Annotated in this window: 19 protein-coding genes; 4 read left to right on the top strand and 15 right to left on the bottom strand. The window is 54.4% G+C overall.

Annotated features, from left to right (window positions below):
• Window positions 1–26: 26 nt before the first annotated feature.
• The 3 genes from ACP3PW_RS13095 to ACP3PW_RS13085 form a co-directional block, all read right to left on the bottom strand.
• Window positions 27–989 (bottom strand): DUF1566 domain-containing protein, encoded by a 963-nt coding sequence (locus ACP3PW_RS13095; RefSeq protein ID WP_426417172.1) that lies wholly within the window; start codon window positions 987–989, stop codon window positions 27–29.
• Window positions 990–1,066: 77 nt separating this feature from the next.
• Window positions 1,067–1,786: a tetratricopeptide repeat protein gene (locus ACP3PW_RS13090; RefSeq protein ID WP_426417171.1), complete on the bottom strand. Its 720-nt coding sequence runs from the start codon at window positions 1,784–1,786 to the stop codon at window positions 1,067–1,069.
• Window positions 1,787–1,801: 15 nt separating this feature from the next.
• Complete coding sequence (locus ACP3PW_RS13085) at window positions 1,802–3,115, bottom strand: hypothetical protein (protein ID WP_426417170.1); 1,314 nt, start codon at window positions 3,113–3,115, stop codon at window positions 1,802–1,804.
• A 245-nt stretch (window positions 3,116–3,360) separates the two neighbouring features.
• Between ACP3PW_RS13085 and ACP3PW_RS13080 the strand changes: the two genes are divergently transcribed.
• Both ACP3PW_RS13080 and ACP3PW_RS13075 read left to right on the top strand, forming a co-directional pair.
• Window positions 3,361–3,990 carry a hypothetical protein gene (locus ACP3PW_RS13080; RefSeq protein ID WP_426417169.1) on the top strand — a complete coding sequence of 210 codons (630 nt, stop codon included), beginning with the start codon at window positions 3,361–3,363 and terminating at the stop codon, window positions 3,988–3,990.
• A gap of 143 nt (window positions 3,991–4,133) precedes the next feature.
• Entirely contained in the window at window positions 4,134–4,421 is a 288-nt protein-coding gene (locus ACP3PW_RS13075; RefSeq protein WP_426417168.1) for a c-type cytochrome, read from the top strand.
• Window positions 4,422–4,513: 92 nt separating this feature from the next.
• Here ACP3PW_RS13075 and ACP3PW_RS13070 read toward each other — a convergent pair whose 3' ends face one another.
• Window positions 4,514–4,861: a hypothetical protein gene (locus tag ACP3PW_RS13070; RefSeq protein WP_426417167.1), complete on the bottom strand. Its 348-nt coding sequence runs from the start codon at window positions 4,859–4,861 to the stop codon at window positions 4,514–4,516.
• A gap of 219 nt (window positions 4,862–5,080) precedes the next feature.
• Between ACP3PW_RS13070 and ACP3PW_RS13065 the strand changes: the two genes are divergently transcribed.
• On the top strand, window positions 5,081–5,722 hold the full coding sequence (locus tag ACP3PW_RS13065) for a hypothetical protein (RefSeq protein WP_426417166.1): 642 nt from the start codon (window positions 5,081–5,083) through the stop codon (window positions 5,720–5,722).
• 73 nt (window positions 5,723–5,795) lie between these two features.
• Here ACP3PW_RS13065 and ACP3PW_RS13060 read toward each other — a convergent pair whose 3' ends face one another.
• From ACP3PW_RS13060 to ACP3PW_RS13035, 6 genes are all read right to left on the bottom strand, one after another.
• Entirely contained in the window at window positions 5,796–6,794 is a 999-nt protein-coding gene (locus tag ACP3PW_RS13060; protein WP_426417165.1) for a response regulator, read from the bottom strand.
• 30 nt (window positions 6,795–6,824) lie between these two features.
• Window positions 6,825–8,333 (bottom strand): sensor histidine kinase, encoded by a 1,509-nt coding sequence (locus ACP3PW_RS13055; RefSeq protein WP_426417164.1) that lies wholly within the window; start codon window positions 8,331–8,333, stop codon window positions 6,825–6,827.
• Window positions 8,334–8,521: 188 nt separating this feature from the next.
• Window positions 8,522–9,799: a c-type cytochrome biogenesis protein CcmI gene (gene ccmI, locus ACP3PW_RS13050; protein ID WP_426417163.1), complete on the bottom strand. Its 1,278-nt coding sequence runs from the start codon at window positions 9,797–9,799 to the stop codon at window positions 8,522–8,524.
• Between the two features lie 52 nt (window positions 9,800–9,851).
• A complete protein-coding gene (locus ACP3PW_RS13045) occupies window positions 9,852–14,069 on the bottom strand; it encodes an EAL domain-containing protein (protein ID WP_426417162.1) in 4,218 nt (1,405 codons plus the stop codon).
• Between the two features lie 65 nt (window positions 14,070–14,134).
• Window positions 14,135–14,737 carry a hypothetical protein gene (locus ACP3PW_RS13040; RefSeq protein ID WP_426417161.1) on the bottom strand — a complete coding sequence of 201 codons (603 nt, stop codon included), beginning with the start codon at window positions 14,735–14,737 and terminating at the stop codon, window positions 14,135–14,137.
• Window positions 14,738–14,937: 200 nt separating this feature from the next.
• Window positions 14,938–17,235, bottom strand: a complete 2,298-nt coding sequence (locus ACP3PW_RS13035; protein WP_426417160.1) for a diguanylate cyclase — start codon at window positions 17,233–17,235, stop codon at window positions 14,938–14,940.
• Between the two features lie 255 nt (window positions 17,236–17,490).
• Between ACP3PW_RS13035 and ACP3PW_RS13030 the strand changes: the two genes are divergently transcribed.
• Window positions 17,491–18,258, top strand: a complete 768-nt coding sequence (locus ACP3PW_RS13030; RefSeq protein WP_426417159.1) for a c-type cytochrome — start codon at window positions 17,491–17,493, stop codon at window positions 18,256–18,258.
• A 60-nt stretch (window positions 18,259–18,318) separates the two neighbouring features.
• Here ACP3PW_RS13030 and ACP3PW_RS13025 read toward each other — a convergent pair whose 3' ends face one another.
• From ACP3PW_RS13025 to ACP3PW_RS13005, 5 genes are all read right to left on the bottom strand, one after another.
• Window positions 18,319–19,818: an ethylbenzene dehydrogenase-related protein gene (locus ACP3PW_RS13025; RefSeq protein WP_426417158.1), complete on the bottom strand. Its 1,500-nt coding sequence runs from the start codon at window positions 19,816–19,818 to the stop codon at window positions 18,319–18,321.
• A 136-nt stretch (window positions 19,819–19,954) separates the two neighbouring features.
• On the bottom strand, window positions 19,955–20,764 hold the full coding sequence (locus ACP3PW_RS13020; RefSeq protein WP_426417157.1) for an SGNH/GDSL hydrolase family protein: 810 nt from the start codon (window positions 20,762–20,764) through the stop codon (window positions 19,955–19,957).
• Entirely contained in the window at window positions 20,754–20,951 is a 198-nt protein-coding gene (locus tag ACP3PW_RS13015; protein WP_426417156.1) for a DUF1289 domain-containing protein, read from the bottom strand. The genes ACP3PW_RS13020 and ACP3PW_RS13015 overlap by 11 nt, the downstream gene beginning before the upstream one ends.
• Window positions 20,948–21,496 (bottom strand): gamma carbonic anhydrase family protein, encoded by a 549-nt coding sequence (locus tag ACP3PW_RS13010; protein ID WP_426417155.1) that lies wholly within the window; start codon window positions 21,494–21,496, stop codon window positions 20,948–20,950. The genes ACP3PW_RS13015 and ACP3PW_RS13010 overlap by 4 nt, the downstream gene beginning before the upstream one ends.
• 43 nt (window positions 21,497–21,539) lie before the next feature.
• Window positions 21,540–22,157, bottom strand: coding sequence for an NUDIX hydrolase (locus ACP3PW_RS13005; protein WP_426417154.1), 618 nt, complete (start codon window positions 22,155–22,157; stop codon window positions 21,540–21,542).
• Between the last annotated feature and the right edge of the window lie 205 nt (window positions 22,158–22,362).

Below are 22,362 nucleotides of genomic sequence, written 5' to 3'. Positions count from 1 at the left end.
GGCTCATGGTGCCAAAAACAACGCGACTACCACCATTTTTGCACCCCCGGATACAACTCGCTATGGCAGCGCTCACAACTGTTAGGGCTGAAAGCAACCTTGCCATGGCAGGCACCGCAGTGCTGACCGGTATAAATACTCTGCATACTGATATCAACACTGCCGGTTTTTGTTTGGAAAAACTGATCATGACAGTTTTCACAGGCTAACCACATGCTGTGTAATTTGTGAGGGAAGCGTACCCAGGGCATACCCTGGGTATCCTTGAAGATAATGGTGTGATCCCACACCTCCATCGACACCTGATCGCCATCGCGAGTCGTACGCGGCTCAATCACCCCATCGAGCAACAGCTTCGCCCAATCCACCTGGTCACGGGAATCCAGCGGAAACTCATTGGTCGCCCGGTCATAGCGTTGCAACAACGTGATATCCGGGTTCTCTATGTCATGGATACCATCATTCCATACCGCCAGCTCCTGCTCTTCGGGCGTTGCCAGATCAGCCGCCGTGCGCCCATCCAGCTTGGGGGTCTCCCCCTTCACCAGTCGCACATAATAGGTGTAATTGGACTTCAGTTCCGTCCCCAGTTTGCCGGTATTAAAATCGATCCTCCACACGAAATCCCGATTGGTCGAAAGCTCGCTCGCACTCCAGAATGTCCATGCGGGCGCGTTGGGAAACAGCTCCAGGTTTATTGAAGGCTTTTGGCAACGCGCCTCGATCAATGTTTTAAGCTCCGCGATCGTGGGCATACGCCACTGCTGCTCTTGTGTTGGGTCTTCAAGGCGAGCAATCATATCGTTGGCATCGTGCCAGGAGAACCAACCCTTTACCTGCTTGCGCGGCGCCTCAATGCAGGTCACTCCATCCCAATTCTGACCGACGGCGCAGCGCTGCCACAACAGGCCGGTAACGCGATCGCGCAGGGTGCCATCATCAAAAATAACAAAACGCTCGACCGGCGTGCTGGCACGCCCGCTATCCATACACTCCTGCGCGCTTAACCCTGTCGATACGCCGATTAAGATGCTGCAAAGCCCCCCAGCCAGTACCCGCACCAACCTCATCCCCGGCCCCCTTCGCTGTCGACCGGGTTAGCACTCTGGTCCTCCTCCTTATCCTGCGCCAGCTTTATAGCCTCATCCACCGCCTTATTAAGGGTTGGATCAATAACCTCCTGAATAAAGCGCTCATCTGCCGTGCGCCAATCGGCGGCATCACGCCAGCGGGTGATGAGCTGTCGGGCATTGAGCAGATACTTATCCCCATCTTCGGCTCGGTGCTCATAGGTCACCATTGAACCGATCGCCTGCGGGTAAAGCTCAAGGCCCGCGTACGCCAGCGCCATGCCGTAATACGCATTCAGTTGCAACTCATCCAGCTCGGTCGCCACGATAAAGAAATCCTTGGCCGCACCGTACCGCTCCAGCCCGAGCAGGGCGAACCCCATATTGGTGTGCGCCTCCGGCATCGTCGGTTCCATCTCGATCACTTTGTGCAACGCCACGATGGCGTGTTCATACTCTCTGGCATGGAGCATCGCCACCGCCTGCTGAAACGCCAGCTGCAGCTGCTTCAGGTGAACATGAGTCTCCAGATCCATCGGCTCCTCTGCGAGGCTCTTCTCAATAGCAGGGTCGCTATAGGTCGCAGGGGTAGCCGACCTCTCCGGTACAAGCTCTATCGCCAAGGCAACCAATGCAATCATCCCGATCACCGCGAGCAGCAATAGTGGCCGGTGACGCTGCCACCCCAAAGTGCCTGAATTAGTTTTTTTATTCACTCTTGCCTCTCCCACTCAACCCTTCACACGTCGATCCAACGACTTCAAAAGTGACGTTTTATTTCTTAAAAGCAGAAACAAAATTCCCACAAACAGGAAAACAGCCCCGATCGCCGTCAATCCGCCCACCCCCATCAGGGTCATCGCCATCTGTTCCGACCACCCATCCAAAAGATGCCCCTTGGCCGTTACTTTGCGGCTAACCCCCATATATCCCGATAGCGCCAAACCCATCACCATCATCATAACTCCCACCGCGTAGAGCCGGAGCTGGTGCATCGACCAGAGAGTGATCACCCCGGCTCGCTGGACCCAGGCATAACTGAGCCCCATCAACGCCAGGTTAATCGCTCCGGTGGTCGCATGGTAATGAGCGGGGACCATTAAATTGTCCCCCCGTATCATAGAACCCACCAACAGCCCCAACACAAAGAGCGTGAGGGAGCCTGCAAACACCACCTTAAGAATCGAGTTAAAGCGCGCTCTTTGCCGCCACAGGTGCCATGCAACATAGGGCACCGCCAACCAACTCCCCCAGCGCATCAGCTGGGTAAAATAGTCCCGGTAACCCGCGTCACGGGGGTCGACTGTAAACGCTGGCCACAGCGACAGCAGCACCGCAGCGACGGGTACCAGCAAAACGATAAACATCACCGAACCGGCAGGCGCAGAGTCGCCCAGCAGACGCAACCAAATAGCGATCAACAGCTGCGCATAGAGCACCTGTGCAACGTGCCCTCCCCCCCAAAAAAGCAACTCATAAAACAGCTCCGGAGGCAGTTCCCCAGGCAGTCTCCAGGCGGCAGCGGCAACCGTTATCAGCGATAACAGCAGCAGCAGATAGATCGAAAGCAGGCAGATGTCGAGCGCCGAGAACCGGCGATGGCAACAGTGAAGATTCGCTAAGCACCACAACCCACCTTGCAGCACGAGGGACGCAACAAAGAGCTTAAGACCCAGCAAAAAAAGCGGGTGATCTATAACCGGAACATAGTTACTCAAAATCGGCTCGGCGGGCAGTGTCGCCGCCACCAGCAGCAGCAAGGCCCCGCCACTACCCAGTCCAACAGGCACTAGAGACCAGCGCCCCCAAGAGTCGCGCGATTCACTCCATAGATAGCCGACAAAGGCGCCAAACCAGATCAGCACCGCCATATTGACATGCAATACCAGGGTGGTACGAAATAGCTGCTCATTGGCAAGCAACTCCCCTGGAAACGGCATACGGCTAACCACCAACACCACCGCGAGCAGAGTCGCCATTAAAAACGCCAGGGTACCCAGCACTAACCAGGAGGGAGCGGCCGGGAAAGGGAAACGATGACTCAAAAAAAACACTCCAATACCGTTTTGTATCTGCTGAGCGACCACACACTCAAATAGCGTGCCATAGGCATGCAAGGGTATGTTAATTGCATACTGTGCTGCTCGCTTCCTTCATCAGGCTCACCACTTAAATGACCCCCTGACGAAGCCCCCGAGGCCGTGTTTAAAGACCAGCCTATGGTACACTAGACACTGCCAATGCGCTCCGGGAGTTGGCCCATGGAGCTACCCAGCCATCAGGAATTATTATGATTAAGACACGCTATATTTTCATTGCCGCCGCCGCTGCGTGGTTTGCCGTTACTGCTGTTATCGATACCACCCCTGCACCCTCGGCGGAGAACGGTGGCCAGGCAGCAACAGACACCCCCGCCGCCCACCCCTCCATCCCAGCCGGATTCAATCAGGGCAGCGTCATTAGCTCGATGAATGCCGGCGGTTATACCTACGCCCAGGTTAGCAACGCGCAGGGTCAGGAGCTCTGGCTCGCAGGGCCCCAGACAGCCGTCAAAGCGGGCGAGAACCTCTATTGGGGCCAGGGCGCAATGATGACCAACTTCACCTCCAAATCTCTGGGCAAAACCTTCGATCAGATACTGTTCGTGTCCAACTATATGACCGACGAACAACTAGCGGCTCGCCAGGCATCTGCCACTCGCGGCAAGGTCCTTTCGGTACAGGAAGCCGGTGGTTACAGCTATCTTGAGGTTAATACCGGGGCAAAAACCGTATGGGTCGCGGCTCCCGCCGTCAAAGTTAATGTCAACGATACCGTGCAATGGGGCTCGGCGTCCGAGATGCATAACTTTACCAGCAAAAGCCTGCAACGCACCTTTGAGAGCATCCTCTTTGCGGCATCTATTAGCGTCGCAAACTAGCCCGGTCTCGACCATCGTCCAATATTGATTGTCATCAAACGATGGTGAACTAGGCTAGCTTAAAAGGGCAGCATGGCACGTTTGCTGCTATAGTGAACCGCCACCCAAATAGTGTGGCTAACTACAACGAAAAGGTAGATCTGATGAAAAAAGTAATTGCTAGCGCTGCAGCTCTGCTGCTGTCAACCTCCGTATTCGCAGCTGACGGAAAAGCTGTTTATGAAAAGGCGTGCCAGGTATGCCACGCTGCCGGAGTAGCCGGCGCCCCGGTTGCACATGATGCTGCAGCCTGGAGTGCTCGTACAGCGCAAGGCATGGATGCTATGTTGGCCAGCGTTAAAGCGGGTAAAGGCGCTATGCCTGCCGGCGGAATGTGCGGCGACTGCTCTGACGATGACTATAAAGCAGCCATCGACTTCATGAGCAAGTAAAGCTGCTTATGGCGGGCGACTCAACGGGTCGCCCAACAAAAAAGGCCACCTCACCGAGGTGGCCTTTTTTGTTGCCGGGGCCAGCCCCATAACTAGGGAAGGCTGTACGCCTCTATGTATTGGCTCGCACGCAACTGCGCTGCTTGCAAAGCCTCCCCTACCAGCTGCTTATCCAGCTCTTCGAGCAACGGCTCCGCCTCATCCACCCCCTGGGCTAACGCCGTTTTCAGCCACGCATAAGCCTCTACATGATCCCTGGCTATCTCCTCCCCCTGCATATAGAGCTCACCCATCGTAAGCTGGGCATAAGGGGAGCCCTGCTCAGCCATCGGCAGATAATACCCCAGCGCCAGATTCTCTTCAGCGACCACAAAAGAGGCCATCATAGCGACACACGCCACCCCAAGCCCTACCACAAAACGCCTAAACACAGTTCTCATTAACTCCATCCTTTTACTTGCCATAACTTTTCGTCCATATTTTGTGCACTTGTCACACTCAAGGCAACTGTTTTAACACTCTAGGCTGAATCACTACAAACACCGTGCCAGCTACTCCCGACAAACGAGATAGAGCGCTCAACTCTTCGCCTCAAGGTGGTATTTGAGAAGTCAGGCAGTATACTCAAGCAAGATCAAACAACTACCGAGATGGATTTTATGAAGCAGATACTCATTGCCATAGGAATCGGCGCTATCGCCTTGCTAACCGGATGCGCCAGCTCCCAAATGACCTCCGAATGGAAAGACCCCAGCTTCTCCGCCCCACTGAAGCACGTCCTGGTGATCTCAACGGCCAAAGAGACGCGCAATCGCAGAATGATAGAAGACCGCTTTACCAAGATGTTTATTGACCGCGGAATCAAGGCAACAGCCTGGTACCAAGCCAGCGGAAAGCCGGAGGTAAGCAGCATCAACAAGGAAGCCGTCGTCAGTACCGCCGCGCGTATTGGAGCAGACAGCGTGATGGTATCGCGCCTGGTGGGCACCGAAGAGGGACAGGATTATATCCCCCCCCGCACCGAAATTAGCGGCTCCAGACCTTACAATTATTACGATCGAGGCAACCGTGGATTCGATCGCGACTACCCGACACTTTACACCCAAACCGGTGGCTACTATGTAGATTACACGGTCTTCAAGCTCGAATTTAACCTCTACGAAACCACCAACAAGGAACTGGTATGGTCGATCCTTTCCGAGGCTTTTGATCCACAAAACCAGATGGCGCTACTGGAAGAGCTGGTTGAACAGGTCTCTGCCAGCATGGAACGTGGAGCCCTTCTGCCCGCTAAAAAGTAGCCTCAATAAACAACCCACCACAAAAAAGCCCGGACTCTCCGGGCTTTTTGCTTTCTATTGCTCGGACCTAAAACTAGCGCCACAGCCCTCCGAGGCGACGCACGCGGCTAAGCATGCTGTCAAACATTCCCGGACTCACCTTCGGCACAGCCACTTTCTCGGATCCTGCGCTCATATCGGCTCCGCTTGCAGCCGCCTCAGGCGCACTCCGCACCTCAACCACTTTATGACGTTTTTGCAGCTCAGGATTGCGGTTGAGCATACGATGCTTGCGCAGTGCAGACTCAACATTGATCCGGCACTGGGCCGCCTTTATCGGCTTACTCATAAAGCGGTAGATCTGCCCCTGATTAATCAGCTCGATGATAATATTGGCGTCCTCCTGGGAGGTCATCACAACCGATACGATCTCCGGGTAATGGCGCTTGAGCAGTTTAATAAGCGTGGTAACATCTCCACCCCCGATAGTCACCTCGGAGATCACGACTCCAACCGGATTGTTTTCCAGCAGATCCATCGCCTCGTCCAGCGAGCGGGCAAAAAGAAGATTATGAGTGGCCCCCAACACATCCTGCAGCTCACTGCAGGGCTGCTCGTCGTCATCAATGACCAGAATACTGCCCCGCTCGGCCGCAGAGACACCTTGGGCAGGCGCGACCTCTTCGCCTTCGGGCGTCTCAACCAGCTCGGGGCAATTGAGCGCGGTATTGGCCGCCTCTTCCACCACACTGCGAATCTGGCTATTGACCCAGGGCTTGTGAACAAAGCGGTAGATCTCACCCTCATTCACGGAGTTAACCACCGCCTTGTAATCTGAATACCCCGTCAGCAGCAAGCGCATGGTGCCAGGTGAGATCATCTTGACCTGATTCAACAACTGAGTGCCGGTCATCCCGGGCATACGCTGATCGCTTACCACGACATCAGGCTTGAAGCTTTTGACCTGCTCCAGCGCTTCCTGTCCACCTTCGGCGACCGCAACATCGTACCCTTTGCGAAACAGCCACTTCAGGGCGTGTAGAATCTTGGGCTCATCATCAACAAACAAAATCCTTGCACGTCGAGTTACCATATTCTCACTCCTGTCATCATAGATGCTCTGCTAGTTGGGCAGGTCCGCTACGGGCAAGCGAATCGTAAAGCATGTGCCTTCACCCACCGCGGTCTCCACTGTAAGAGAACCACCATGCTCGGTGATAATATCCTTACAAATAGACAACCCTAATCCGGTACCCTCACCCTCACCTTTAGTGGTGTAGAAGGCATCAAAGATATGCTCCCGATCTTCGGGCTTGATACCCGGCCCGTTGTCGGCCACATCAATCACTACGTCATTACCATCCATACGTGAGCGCAGGGTCATCTTGCCCTCATCGCCCAGTGCCTGGCCGGCATTGATCATCAAATTCATCAATACCTGATTGATCTGGGACGGCATGCAGGATACGGGGTAGATCTCACCCAAATCCTGTTCAAATTCGATCGTCGTAGCGATGGAGCTGCGGGCGATGTAAAACACGTTCTTAATCGCATCGTTCAGGTTGTACTCACTCACCTTGGCGCGATCAAGACGAGTGAAGTTTTTCAAGTTAACCACCAGCTCCTGCATTTGTACGACACCGCTGAGGGTAGAATCCAGTAGTTCCTGGACTTCGCCCATATCCATAGGCTCGTAGGCTTCGATCTCAGAGCTAAAGCGCTGCTTATTAAGCTTAACCACAACCTCGGGCTTATCGCTTTGCTGGGTCAGCTCAATTAAACGGGCCCCCCAACGATTAGGAAGCTCAATATCCTCCAATACCTCTTTCATCATGGACACGTTACTGCCAACAAACGCCAGTGGTGTGTTCAGCTCGTGTGCAACCCCGGCAACCATACGACCCAGAGAAGCCATTTTGTCCGAGTTGGCAAGCTGACCCTGAACTTTGGTATTAGCAGCGTCCTGATCCTTAATGATGTTATTTGCGCGCAGTACGATCAAGAACAGCGCGATGTAAAGCAAGATAGAGAGGCCAACAACGGCACCCAGTACCAAGTATTTCGTTTCGTCGATTTTGTCGATCAGGGGTGTCATGTCCGAATAGATCTCAAACACCCCTACCAACTTGCCACCCGCATACAGGGGAACATAACTGGAGATAACATCCAGATCCTCAACGACCTGCTCGAAAGCACTAAAAGTGTCACGGTGAGTCAGCTCACTGGCCGCCCTTTCACCCACGGCGGACAGGTAGCCACCGTTTTTACTCTTATCATCACCTATCTGCGAGGCTTCAGTGGAAAAGACCGTCAGACCTTCAAGATTAAATACTTTTACTTTCAGGGCGTTAGTGCCGGCCATCATGCCTTGCACAAGGCCATACAGGTGAGGCTGCTCAGGGGCGCCCTGCAGCTGCTCACGAGAAAGGGTCGAGGCACGGGTCACAAGGGGCTCAAACTCGGCCCATAGAGAGTTGGCAAAAGTTCGCGCCAGGTTGACGTTACTACTTTCTGCCTGTGTGATCAGGTTGTCCAGAGCGGTTTTGTTCTGCAGGTAGGCCAAGCTACCAGCAACGATGGAAAATGCCACCAGACTCGTCAACAGAAAGTAACGGACTAGATGAAAACGCATAATAGTGTGCCTCGTGTTACGCCGAACATTATCCCTAATGGCTGCAGTAATTCTGCTGGCGTTCCCGACACAAACTATCGCATTGGTAACTTAATACCTTATGACGAGAACCGTATGCGACTTCGGCTAACGTCGCATACGAATCTAACTAAGCAAAAATTGAACCATGAACCAGTTCACATAATAAATCAGGGTACAACCGCATTAATATTGACCTGGATCACCTTTTTGCCCATCTCGGATAGGGTCATGGGGGGCGTTACCCCGCGCAAATCTCCGGATTTAGCACCGGCGGTTCCCGATTTCGAGAGTGTTACCGCCAAAACCAGCGGCTTATCTGCAGCGATCGGAGCACCGCCACCCAAAAGATTGCTGTCATCAATGGACACCAGCGTGGGCAGTTGATCGGCACGCAACCGCACCGCAGCGATCGGCATAGGGGGTCCCTCTGCATGCTTAAGCGCCACGAACACCGTATTGGAGCCGTCTACTTGCCCCATAAGGCCCGAGTCTATTTCAACCAGTACCTTTAAGGGCTTATCACCCAATACTCCCTGGGATTCAGCAGGCGTTGCCGCAGGCTGCCCTTGAGGCGCTACTGCTGGCATCTCCCCCCCGCTACTCGCCAGTTGTTGGCGCGCCATCTCGATCGCCTGACGAACGCCCTCCTCGCTCATTCCCGGGCGAATATTGGCCAGCATTTTCTCCCAGCTAATAATCGCCTCGGCAAAATCCCCACCATCGTAGGCGATCATGCCCAGTAGCCCGTTAAGTCCCGGATCAGAGGCATCGTCAGCGATAGCCTTATCGATAATCGCCTGAATTTCCGGGGTCATCTGGTTATCGGTGCCAAAGTAAAGCGCCTGCGCCTTCTGCGCGAGGATCTCTGCATGCTCGACGCCAAGTATTTGACTCACACGATCGAAAGCGTCAGCGGCCTGCTCATAACGACCGATCGAGATATAGGTCCGCCCCAGGGTAAACCACCCCTGAGAGTTATTCGGATTCTCTTCCAGCTCTTTCAACAACGTGATCGCCATCCCCTCCATACTGCCTTCGCCGTGGGGATTGCTCTGTACCTCGGCTGCAGGTTGCATGGTCAGTAGATCACTGGCGCCCAATTTCAAATAGAGGCCGTAGCTGCTTAGGGGTAACAGCAGCAACACCAACACCGGCAACATCCAACGCGCACCCTCAACGCCAGCCTTGGTATCGGATACCATGGAGGCATCCTCCAGCAGGGCTCGCTGCTGCTCTAACTGGAGCCTTGAGAACTCTTTATCGTCGATTTTTCCCTCTGCGCGATCCGCTTCCAGCTCAGCCAAGCGCTCACGGTAAACGGCGAGATTGACGGCCGACTCATCCAATGCGTCAGCATCAACTTTTGTTGGCCGCATCAGCGGTATTAAGATAAACCCCAGCGCTGCTGCAACCATCAGCACCGTAACTAACCAAAACAGAAACATATCTATCCTGCCCGTTCTATTGAGTTGAAAGCCTAAAATTCAGTGGAGGATTCTATATGATAAAGCTGAGCGATGCGCGCTTATCATCCCACTCTCTCATAAGCTGCTCGAAATCTGAGACGCCTACCGGCTTACTAAACAAATAGCCCTGCAGATAATCTACATTCATTCCACTTAACAACTGATACTGCTCGGGGGTTTCCACCCCCTCCACAACGGTTTGCAGATCCAGCGCATCCGACAGAGCCGCCACCGCTTTCACGATCTGGCGGTCGTCTTCACTGGTGCTCAAGTGGGTGATGAAGGCCCGGTCAATTTTCAGATAATCTACCGGGAATCGCTTCAGGTAGCCCAGGGACGAGTATCCAGTACCAAAGTCATCAATCGAGAATTTGACCCCAAGTTTGCGAATATTATCCATCAGTTCGAGCACTCGATGGTCATCTTCCAGAATCATCCCTTCGGTGATCTCAAGGGTAATATAATCCCTGGCGACATCCGCTTTTTTCAAGATCGACAGGATCTCCTTGGCCGTGTCCGGATCATGGAACTGGCGCGGGGAGACATTAACCGAGATCCGCAGTGGCTGCCACCCATCCTGCAGCCATTGCTGGATGCGCTGACAAACCTCACGCAACACCCAGTTCCCGATACGCAGGATCTGGCCACTCTCTTCGGCAAAAGGAATAAACCCATCGGGGTAGAGCATTCCTCGCTCCGGATGCTGCCAGCGCACCAGCGCTTCTGCACTGGAGAGTTTTCCTGTCTTTGTGGAGACAATCGGCTGGTAGTGCACGCAGAACTCGTTGCGCTCGATCGCCTGGAACAACTCCGCTTGCAATTGGCGGTGCTGGACCACCAGCGCATTCATCTCTGGCGTAAAGAAACGATACCCGTTGCCGCCATCGGCCTTGGCTCGATACATCGCACTCTCGGCGTGCTTCAATAGCTCACGTACGGTTTCGGCGGGATCGTTGGATGGCTTGGTATCCGACGGGAATAGGGCGATGCCGATACTCGCCGTCATATGGCATACTTCACCCTTTATGGTATAGGGCTCGACAACCTGTTCGAGCAGTTTGCGCGACAGCTTGGCTATCTTGTCAGGATTGCCCATTTTAGGAAGAATCACCGCGAACTCATCCCCACCCAGTCGGGACAGTTTACTCTCCCCAAGGCATAGCTTCAGTCGCCGACTTACCTCCAGCAACAACTCGTCCCCCCGGTTATGCCCCAGGGTATCGTTGATCCATTTAAAGCGATCCAGATCGATCATCAGCACCGCAACCTGGGTGCTGTTCCGATATGCTTTAAGCAGGGCATCGGAGAGCAGGGTGAAAAACAGGTGTCGATTGGGCAGGTCGGTCAATGCATCGTAGTTGGCCTGATGAAAGATCAGGGATTCGTTTTCCTTACGACGGGTAATATCGCTAAAGACCGCGACGTGGTATTTAACGCTCCGGTCCTTCTCCCGCAACACCACAATCGATAACCACTCGGGATACACCTCACCGTTCTTGCGCCGGTTCCAGATCTCACCCTCCCAATGCCCGAAACGCTCTAACCCCTCCTGCATCTGGGTATAAAAGTCAGGACTTTGACGACCCGAGCTGAGTAGGCCAGGGTCCCTTCCCACCACCTCCTCCGCCGTATAGCCGGTAATGCGGGTAAAGGCCGGGTTAACGGTGACGATACGATTCTCTGCATCGGTCAGGATGATCGCCTCACTGGTTACATCAAAGACGGTTTCTGCCAGTTTTAAACGTGACTCCTGCTGTTTGCGCAGGGTCAAGTCCTCTTTCAACGCTACGTAGTTTGTCGGGGTTCCACGCTCATCCACCAGCGGGAAGATGGATACATGCTCCCAATACTCTCGACCATCCTTGGCACGGTTGACCATATCACCATGCCATTCGCGGCCGGCAGCGATATCCGCCCACATATCCCGGTAAAAAGCCTCATCCTGCTTACCCGATTTAATAATGCTCGGGTTTTGACCGATGACCTCGCTGTGACTGTAGCCGCTGATCTCGCAAAATACCGGGTTAACGTATTCGATGAGGCCACTGGTATTGGTAATAACCACCGATACAGGACTCTGCTCCACCGCCTGCAGCACCTTACTGTAACTCTCCTGCTGCCGCTGGCGCTCCATCTCTGCAGAGGCCCTGACGGCAAAGATTTTTAGCAGGGATTCGATCTCTTTGGGCTTTTTGATGATGCTTCGACCGAGCAAAACCAGCAACCCACAGTTTTTTCCCTCACTGTCGGTCAGCGGTGCCCCGACGTAGCTTTCGAGCCCCATATCCTCAAGTAGTTTATCCTCCGGGTACCGTGCAACCACGTCGGACTCGACATAGCAGACCTCATTGCTCAGCACATCATGGCAAGGGGTGCCCGAAAGCGAGTAAACGAAATTATCCACCGGACGGCCATCCTCGTAACACACCAGGGTCTTGGCCTCGCTCTCATTCTCATTAACCGTCGCGATAAACGCGATATCCATACCACTTAGACTCGAAAGATAACTCAGCAGCGAATGAAAAAAGTCTTCTCCAATTTTGCCGGAGACGCCTTCGGCAATCTGTCGCATACGATGCTCTTGCTGCTTGCTTTCGGTAACATCCTCGCAGATCCCATCAATACCCAGCAGGTCACCTTTTTCGTCATATCGAACTCGATCGAAGTGGTGCAAGTAACGAATATCACCGCTCTGAGCATGCAGAATCCGAAGCTCGCCCTCCTGGCTCTGTTTTCCCTCGAACGCCCAGGTAAATGCCTTCATGCTCTGGCCTGGTTCCAAGCCATTGACCGAGAATCGCTGCCTGTCCATCACATCAAAAATATTAAGGAACTCGTCAGCGGGTACACCAAAAACCCGGCCAACCGATGGACTGATATATTCCACATCTCCGTCGGGAAGGTTGATTCGATAGACCACCGCGTTTAGCCCTTCGATCATCTCCCGGTAACGTTGCTCGCTGGAACGCAGGGTAAGTTCGCTATTTTTATGCTCGGTACTATCCCGGGAAACCCCTATATAACCGAGAACCCCGCCTCGCTCATCGCGATAGGGAAGCTTCAGGGTATCCAGTAAACGCTGGTGCCGCCCGATCCGAACCCACTCCTCGTCACGGCGCGCCTCCTGATCCCGGCGCAGCTCGTAGTCAATTTCATGAAAATAGTTACCGGGCTGACCTTGAAACAGTTCCCCGTCGGTATGTCCGATAATCGCAGCAATCGGTTGGCCGACATAGTCGGCAAAGGCCTGGTTGCAACCCTGATAAACCCCTTTAATATCCTTAAAGTAGATCATGTCAGGAATCGAATTGATCAGGGAGCTGAGACGCGCCTCTCCCCGAGCAAGCTTCTCGGTCGTGTCGACCAATTCCGCGGTTCGTCGTTGCACCTCCCTGCGCAGTAGCCTCGGAGCCTCCAGCAACGCAAAAACGATCAACGCGAGCAGTGTCGCAACCAGCACACCGAGAGGAAGCAGGTGACGCATAAAGGGGTCTTCAACGAGCCAACCACCTTTGGGGTAGGCCGCCAGCTGCCAACTTCCCCAAGGTAGGTCAACGGTTTGAATCAGGGCCTCTTTCTGAAAAACGGACAAAGGACCAAAAAAGACCTCGCCCTCAGCGCCGGTGGCGTCTCGACCACGAAGAGAGTAGTGAATGGTTTCGTCGTCCAATAACCCGGCCTCCTGCAGCAGAGGCTCCACATCCAGCACCATGGTTGCAAACCCCCAGAAGGCCTCTTCTCCATGCCGGTTATGGTAAATCGGCAAGCGGGCAACTATTCCCTCTCCCCCCTGCAGCAAAGGAAAGGGGCCGGCCAGGACAAAGGCCCGCTCTTTAATAGTCTTCAGCACCGCGTCTTTGCGAACCACGTCACCGAGCAAGTTATGCCCAATAACATTTTCGTTACCCATGACCGGGTAGACGTAGGTCACGACGGCATCCGGCGCCAGCTGGAGGCTACGCACCCCCTCCACACGCCCGTACAACTCAGTAGCAAAGGTTCTGAACTTAGGGTCTGTGAGGGTATAAAGCTGGGTTTTGGCGAAGGCAGCCAAGCCCTGCACCAAGGCTACCCGGCGATTAATCGCCGCTTCTAACATTGCATGCTTTCTACTGAGTCTTTCGACGATCTGACTGCGGTAGTCTTGACGATGAGCCTGCTGATCAACGTCGTTGAGCCACAAAACCCCCACCATCACAGCGGTAAAGCTTGCAATCGCGATCAGCACCGATAGTAATCTGTATCTCATACTGCGTTCCAGATTCCTTTTAAGAGAGCCACATAGACCCTTGCCGAACGATATAATTCATGACTTCAGGCATCGCAAAGCTGTGGACAACGGTGACAATGCCAACCAAAGGCACCAATGGTGATGGTTTCATCGCGCTGATCATTGAACTGAGAGTGCATGCAAAACTCTCGCTTCATTCGCAAACGATCCACTATTTTCCGTTTGGCCTTAAAGCTGAGCCCCCTCAGCATCGCTTCCACCGACGCGGGCATCAGTACTTCGTATGTCGGGCCGTGCAGATCCAGTAACAGTACCTCCAGCCCCATCGCCCGACAGATGGTACGAGCAAACGAAAACTTGCAATCACTGACTCCCATCACCTGCTCCGGCAGCCACTCCAGGTGAAGCATCAACGATCCCTTTTCCAAAGAAGCCAGCTTGTATTTACGGTACAGAGGGTCTCTGGGAGAGCGCCCAATACCATCAATCATTTCGGGGAAGAGATCGCGATACCGAAGCGATGCGGTCCTATCCACCTGAAAGCTGCCGTCCACCAGATAGGTTCCGACACGGGGTGCGCTTTTCAAGGCTGAGATCGCCTCATCGATATCCCAATACCCCTCGTCCGGTCGCTGCGACTGGGCCGCGACCAAAAATGGCTCACCTACGAGTTCAGGTTCAATCATTCAGCCTACTCCTGAAAAGCTGTTGCCAACGGATACCCTGCTATCTCCACGCTACCTTGCCATACCGGCCTGCATTGCCGCAGGCCCCCTATAAGCCAGTCAATATCCCAAGCCTTTTGTATAACACACCCAAAGTAAAAGAGGCCCACGTTGCCCGGGGAGCCTCAACCCAAGAGAAAAGCAAAAGGGATGCCAACACATCAAGCGCTGGCCTCACTCCCCTCTCCATCCCCTGCCGCCTCTGATACGGTACATACACGGTTACGCCCCGACTCTTTCGCTTGGTAGAGGGCCTGGTCGGCACTTTTTATGATGCCATCTTCGGTAGTACCTTCCATAAAATGGGAAACTCCGAAGCTACAGGTGACGCCAGGCTCACCGGTATCCTGTTCTATGGCAACCCGCAATCGCTCGCAGATAATACCCGCATCGGATTCGTTCGATTTTGGTAACAACAATACAAACTCTTCACCACCCCAGCGCCCGATACTGTCCACCGCCCGCAACATACCCGACGCCGTGTTGGCGACCCGCTGGATCACCTCGTCCCCCACATCGTGACCATAACGATCATTCACCTGTTTAAAGTGGTCGATATCAAAAATGACGAAGGTAAAACCTCCACCATAACGCTGGGTGTAATGCAGCTCTTTGCGCAACTCCTGCTCGAATCGACGCCGATTCCAAAGACCGGTCAGGCTATCGGTGGTTGCTAACCGCTCCAGCTCGGCCTCCAGCTCCTTACGCCGGGTAATATCCTCAAAGGTTGAGACAAAGTAGATGATCTCCTCATCTTCGTCCCGCACCGAGGTAATCGTGATCCATTCCGGGAAAATATCGCCGCTTTTACGCCGATTCCACACCTCCCCCCGCCAGTAACCGTTCTCCCGTATCGCTTGCCACATCAGCTGGTAAAACTCGGCATCGTGATAGCCGGACTGTAGAATTCTTGGATTTTGACCAATAACCTCTTTGGCGGTATAGCCGGTGATGCGGGAAAACGCACTATTGACGCGCTGAATATCGCCTTCAGGGTCGGTTACAACGACGCCGACATTGGTCTCAAAGGCCGCGGCAGCAAGCTTTAGCTCACGCTCCTGCTTCTTTTGTTCGGTAATATCAACATAATGGGAGACGTATTTAACGATATCGCCTTTAACTCCCCGCACAGCACTAATCAACAGCAGCTCCGGAAACACCTCTCCACTCTTGTGGCGATTCATCACCTCACCTTTCCAGAAACCCTGCTCCTTCAGCGAGCTCCACATGGCCGCAAAAAAATCGGCGTCGTGATACCCCGAATTGAGGATACTGATCTTGCGCCCTAACACCTCATCGGTGAGGTAGCCGGTGGTGCGGCTAAAGGCACCATTCACCGCCTCTATTCGCCCCTCACCATCGGTAATACAGATCGCTTCATTGCTTTCAAAAACACCCGAAACCACATCGAGCATACGTCGGCGCATGGTACGGTGCAGCAACCCACCGCTGATGTACCAGAACCAGCCCATCGCCAACAGGCTAAATACCACCGCGCCACCCAGTACTACCTGACGCTGATAGCTGGTCGCTGACGCTACTGTTTCATCCGCTATATAAGAAAGCAGGTAGCGTTTGCGGGAGTTCTCGGCAAAGCCGAAGTTCCCCGCCTGAAACACCACCATTCCACTTGGTATCTTTACGCTTCCGCTGTCGAGCACCTGCATGGAGCGCCACACAACGGGATGATCCACACTCAGGTTATCAGACAAGCCCCCCTCGGCCGGAATAGCCTGACTGCCGATGACATACTCGCCGCGATCATCGACCATCGCGTTGCTGTAAAAACTACTCCCCAAGCCCTGGTAGAAGCCCCCCAGCATCTGCTCCGCTCGCAGCGATAACACCAGCAACCCGTCCCTATGCCCGGAAAGGTCAACCACCGGGGTAATTGCTCGTAGCACGATCTGCGGAATCATATCCCCTTGCGCCAGATCTATTCGCGAAAAATAGACCTCTCCGACCTCCAGGGTCGCAGCATCCTCGATAAAGTAGCTATCCCCCTGATAGTCGAGCTGGGTGCCAGCAAAGGCTCGGTTATCAATAGCGTCATATTCAACCCGAACCATCTCCAGGCCGTAAGGGTCAAGCAGGCTAATTTGACTATAACGCCCCTCAAACCAGGCGACACCAACCCAGTGGGTTTCCAGCGCTCGCCGAGACTGATCATCCCCCTGGGTAACGTAGGTCAGCAAAGAGTTGTCGCGGGACAACGCCACCACCTCTTTGGCCAGATTGCCCAGCCGCTCCCCCTCGAAAGCGGTGTAGGCTTGCAACTCAACCTGCGAGGAGCGTACAAGCCGCTCGGTTTCGATTTTTTGTACCTGCTTCAGTGCGATATTAGCCAGTACCACCACCACCACAACCAGCACCGCACTCCAGTAAAGGAAATCACGCAGTTGTTGCCGCTTTAGGTGGCGGCGCTCCTCCAGAGTTAGCAGGTGATCAAAACTATTCATAAAGCAGGGAAAATACCCCCGTAATTACGCTATGAAACATCCCCAAACAATACAGGCTGATACGCCTCTAGACAACTCAACGGCGTCGCTGATGCCATAAAACAGCGGGCTTTGGAGTATAGTCCTGTGACAGGCACCCCACGCAAATTAAGTTACTGTAAAAAATACCGTCCCGCTCTCCCCATCGAGAGACGCAGGGTGTAATCTAGAGTGCCGGGAAGCCCACCTCGAAATGACACATCGAAAAGAGACAACATGAAGTATCCTCTCCCCTTTCTGTTAACGACCATTTTTGGTTGCCTTGGCGTCAGCCAACCGCTGCTCGCTGCCAATAGCCATACCACCGACTCGATGGATGGCCATGACATCTACCAAAATTATTGTTCTGTTTGCCATGGCGAAAAAGGCAACGGTCAGTCACGAGCCACGGGAGGGCTTGCGGTACCACCGCGCGACTTTACCTCACTAGCCTCTGCCCAGGAGCTGAGTCGCGAACGGATGATCTTTTCCGTCTCCTACGGACGCCCCAACACCCCGATGACCAGCTGGATCAATCGCCTGGGTCAGGAGCGAATCGAGGTCGTAGTGGATCATATTCGCAGCACCTTTATGCCCCTTGACCAGCTCCCCCAAGCGGCCACTAACGCCGCCCCCGTCACAGAAACCCCGGACGAGAAAGATTCCAAAGTTGCGGACATGAGTCTGGAGATGCCCATGGGGCTGGAGGGCAAAACAGCATGGGGAGAGACGTTCTACAACAGCACCTGCGCCAACTGCCACGGCACAGAGGGAGACGGGAATGGACCTCGCTCTACCTTTATTTTCCCCAAGCCTCGTGACTTTCACCACCCTGCGGCCCAGCAAACACTCAACCGCCCAGAGCTGTTCAAGTTGATATCCCAGGGCAGCCACGGCTCAGAGATGCCCGCCTGGGACAAGGTGCTAACCTATCAGGAGGTGGCGCACGTGACTGAGTATGTGTTCAGCACGTTTATTCGCCCGGAAAAACAGGCAAGCGACTGAGCAGAAACAAAGAAAACGCAAAGCAAAAAAAACGCCGTAACCACGGCGTTTTTTTTGTCTCTATTGCCCAAAGGGTATGTAGCGTGTCTGCAGCCAGGCGGCTATATCTTCGGCCTCTTGTTGGCTCAGGATGATATACGGCATGAGGGCTGTTGGCGGCTCGTCCTCCCACTTCTTGAGTTCATGAACAACGTTTTCCTGTCGATGGGGACGCAAAATTGACGCTGCATTCAGAATCGCCTGAGCCGACGTGCGTTGATTACGCGGATAATCCCAGGTCTCACCATTGAAGGAGCCCTCCCCTTCATCGCCATGGCAGGCGGCGCAGGCCTTCTCCCTGAACAACCGTTTTCCACGTTCGATATCGCCCCGCACAATGAGGGTGTCCGCGGGCGCAGGCGCATCAACCCCAGCCGTAAACTGGCGATCATGGGTTGCATCCTCGGTGATCAGCTTGCGCTTCAACTCCAGGGTCCAACGTCCCGACGATGTATCGAAGGTAGCCGCACTGAAAACATCGTTTCGACTGCCCGTCCCCGGCGTACCGATATAGTAGGGAAGCGAAACCCCTTCGGCGAAGGTCATCTCATCGGTAATCGCAACCAGCTCGTCCTCACGCAGGGATTCTGTTCTAAATCCGGGGGTACTATAGGAACCCGCCTCCAGATCGCCCCGGTGTACATACTGAGGCCGGAACGGTTTGGTCAACGCGTTGTCGATAAAGGGCTCGTTACCCGCATCGCCCTTGCGGCCGTTATAGCTCTCTAGCCCGTACTCCACGCGACCATCCCACAGCGTATTCATGGGCAGATGGCGCGTAGTGGTCCAATGCCACAAGTCAGCCAGATCACCATCCAGTGTCGTATGCATGGCAGCAGAACCGTCACCGACCGCCGCCTTAGCCGGGTCACCACTCACGGCCAGGTTTGCGTGGCAATACCCCCCGCAGCCCTGCCCACCGCTTTTGAAGTTACCCTGCTGATCAACAATAGGAAACATAAAGAAGGCACGGTCTTCACTTTCAACACCCTGCATCAGATCATCGCGATTAACCGCCGTGGCGGCCGCAGTTCCGGGCCGCGCAGCAGTATGCGCCATGGAACTCCACTGTCCGTCCTTGAAGATCCAGCGATTACGATTAATGGAGGCGTCCCGGTTAGCATCTTCCCACTGCGCGACAAAATAGAGGTACTCACCATCCCAGGCAGAGGCTAGAAAAATATCCGTCGGGGTTGCGTCACGATGATTGCTCAGGGGGTAGTTGTTCATCACTCGCGGCTTAATCTGAGTGAATGCAGAGGATTCCCACTCATCGGCCACGCCATCTGCCACGATCTGCCCCGGCTCGACACGAACTGACTTTACCGTCCGCGGATGCAGTTGCGCATCCTCGGCCGTGGCTGAAAAATCCAGGTAGAGCAGGTTTTCACCGTAGTGATTATGGGAGTTTTCGGTGACCGCCATTGAAAAATAGGTATTGGCCGGCCGCTCTGCCGCCCAGGCCACCGTGGAAGCTATCAGTAATGGCGCAAATAGCCCTCGTCCTGCATTGTTTTTCATTCAAAGACCCTTCAGTTCTAACCAACACACCTAATACAGGCTCCTACGCTCCGGCCACAAAGCCACCGCGATGCTGCTGTGCCGTAGTTTGATAGACTGCCCCTACAGGTGCAAGTTGAAATGGCTCTGCGCGTTCTCAATTTGAGCCCAACAACCCTGCATCCCTTTTCGTCGGTGATGAAACCCGGTCTGGCGATCGCATTTCAGTGACGATATGCTCGGCCAGCCGCTCCCCCCACTGACGATACCCCCGTGCGGATGGGTGAAACCCATCACGGGCCAGCATCTCCGGCCTCAGGCTCGGTTGTGAGTCGAGGTGGCTGACTCGTATTCCGCTATTGGGTTGTACACCGCAAACTACACGCTTCAGCGCATGATCCAGCATCAACGCCCGCCACCCAAGCCACCACCGCAGGGGAGCCGCCAACGCGGTAAAATGCCCCACAGGGGGGACCGCGGAAAAAACCAGCAACGCGGCTTGTCCCCGAAGCTGGTCTATCAAATGCTCGATGTCGCGGCGCCACCGCCCAAGTGGCACCAACCCGGTGGTGTCGTTTACCCCCAACACCACAACGATGACATCGGCGTTGGCGACAGGCTCCCTCGATAGGGCTCCAAACTGCTTGACCCAGTATTGGGCGTTGCTTCCACTAAGACCCTCTGCCGACCATTCGACCTGCCCGCCTATAAAGCCCGCCAAGTGCTGCGCCGCCTGGCAGGCCAAACCTTCGGTGTGATTGGCCACCCCAACACCAGCAACCGGCGACTCACCAACGACATTCAAACGCAACACCGCTGTGGTGGGGTCACCAACGCGCCCCACTGCATCACCCTGGGCATCGGGTAGGCGCTCGATTCGCCGCCGCAACCACAGGCCCTGCAACAGCAGTAATGGAGCGAAAACGAGACCTGCGTACCAAGCCAGGTGATAGCGCCTAATGGGCACGATCCAACCCTCGCCCCATCGCCAATGCACGCTGATTCGCGTTTGCAATGACCTCTCTGCGCTCGGGATCACTCATCTCGCGCCAGCGAACAATCTCCCGGTCCGTACGGTAACAGCCCACACAGACATCCTCTTCGTTCAGGGCACAGATACTGACGCAGGGGGACATAACAGGCCGTACACTCATACAGAATCCTCTTGCCGAAAACGGGAGTCCGGGCGCAACTCCCTGCGATAACGACGGGCATTTTCCACATAGTGCCGAGCACCCAGTGCCAACATCTGCTGCTGGCTGTCACTGAGTTGTTTAACCACCTTACCGGGGGAGCCCATAACAACAGAACCGTCGGGTATCTCTTTGCCTTCCGGCACCAGGGCATTGGCGCCGATAATACAGTTACGCCCAATTCTGGCACCATTGAGTACCACCGCATTAATTCCAACCAGCGACCCCTCACCGATCTCGCAGCCGTGTAGCATTACCTTATGACCGATGGTCACATTAGCCCCTATCATCAGCGGAAAACCCGGGTCTGTATGGAGGACCGAACCATCTTGCACATTGCTGTTTTCACCGATGGTGATGAGTTCGTTGTCACCCCGAATTACGGCGTTGAACCAGACACTGGCGTTTGCCTCAAGCCTCACCGAACCAATCAGGGTGGCGGTATCAGCAATAAAATAGTCGTCAGTAGCGGTTTCCAATTGCCGCTCTCCCAACTGATAAATCATAAAGCTTCCTTATAAATTATTGGGTGGGGTATCAGACACCGTATTAACGACGCCGGTTGTCGGTACTAAATTGGGGAACATTCAGCGGTATATCCGCATCGAGAGCCACATTCAACAACTCCACCAGCATGACGGCAGTCAAACCCCATATCTGGTATCCCTGATACTCATAGGCAGGAACGTAGTAAGTCTCTTGCCGAAAGCAAATAGCGTCGGTGCGCAACCGTTTGTCATCGAGAAAGAAGGCCAGTGGCACCGAAAAAATACTGTCGAGCTCATCGGGGTTGGCTTCCAGCTCAGCGTCCGAGGGGATCATTCCCACAAAGGGAGTCACCTTGATGCCAAAACGCGAGACCAATGAACCCAGCTCTCCGAGGCGCGCCACACTGGACGGGTCAAGGCCAATCTCTTCGTGGCTTTCACGTAGCGCCGTATGCCACAGATTCCGATCCCCCGGATCCCGCTTACCGCCGGGGAAAGCCACCTCACCGCTATGGGTGGAAAGCTTGGCGGAGCGCAGGGTCAAAACCAGTTCGAGCTCGCCACCACGCTCCCACAACGGGATTAACACTCCAGCCTCTGGCAACGGATCGCCTACAGTACCGCCAATCAGGGCGCGGGGCTGATGCTGCTGCATGCGAGTTTTGAGTTTATCGATCATGACCTTGCACAGGTATTCTCCCGGCCGATACAACAGCGTTCAGCCAAGTTTAGTAGTCAACCATTATTGCGATAAGCGCCGAGGAGTTCAATCACTGCCCCAATTTCGCGCCCAGGATAGAAAAAAGTCTCTCCCACCCAGGGTGCGCTTATAACCAAACGATCAATTGCGCGCCTATACAAGCAGATCAATGCTTCCTAGTATC

Source organism: Aestuariirhabdus sp. LZHN29, assembly GCF_049985285.1.
GTDB lineage: Bacteria > Pseudomonadota > Gammaproteobacteria > Pseudomonadales > Aestuariirhabdaceae > Aestuariirhabdus.
Note: the sequence above shows the minus strand (reverse complement) of the source record. Positions and strands in the feature narration are given on the sequence as shown.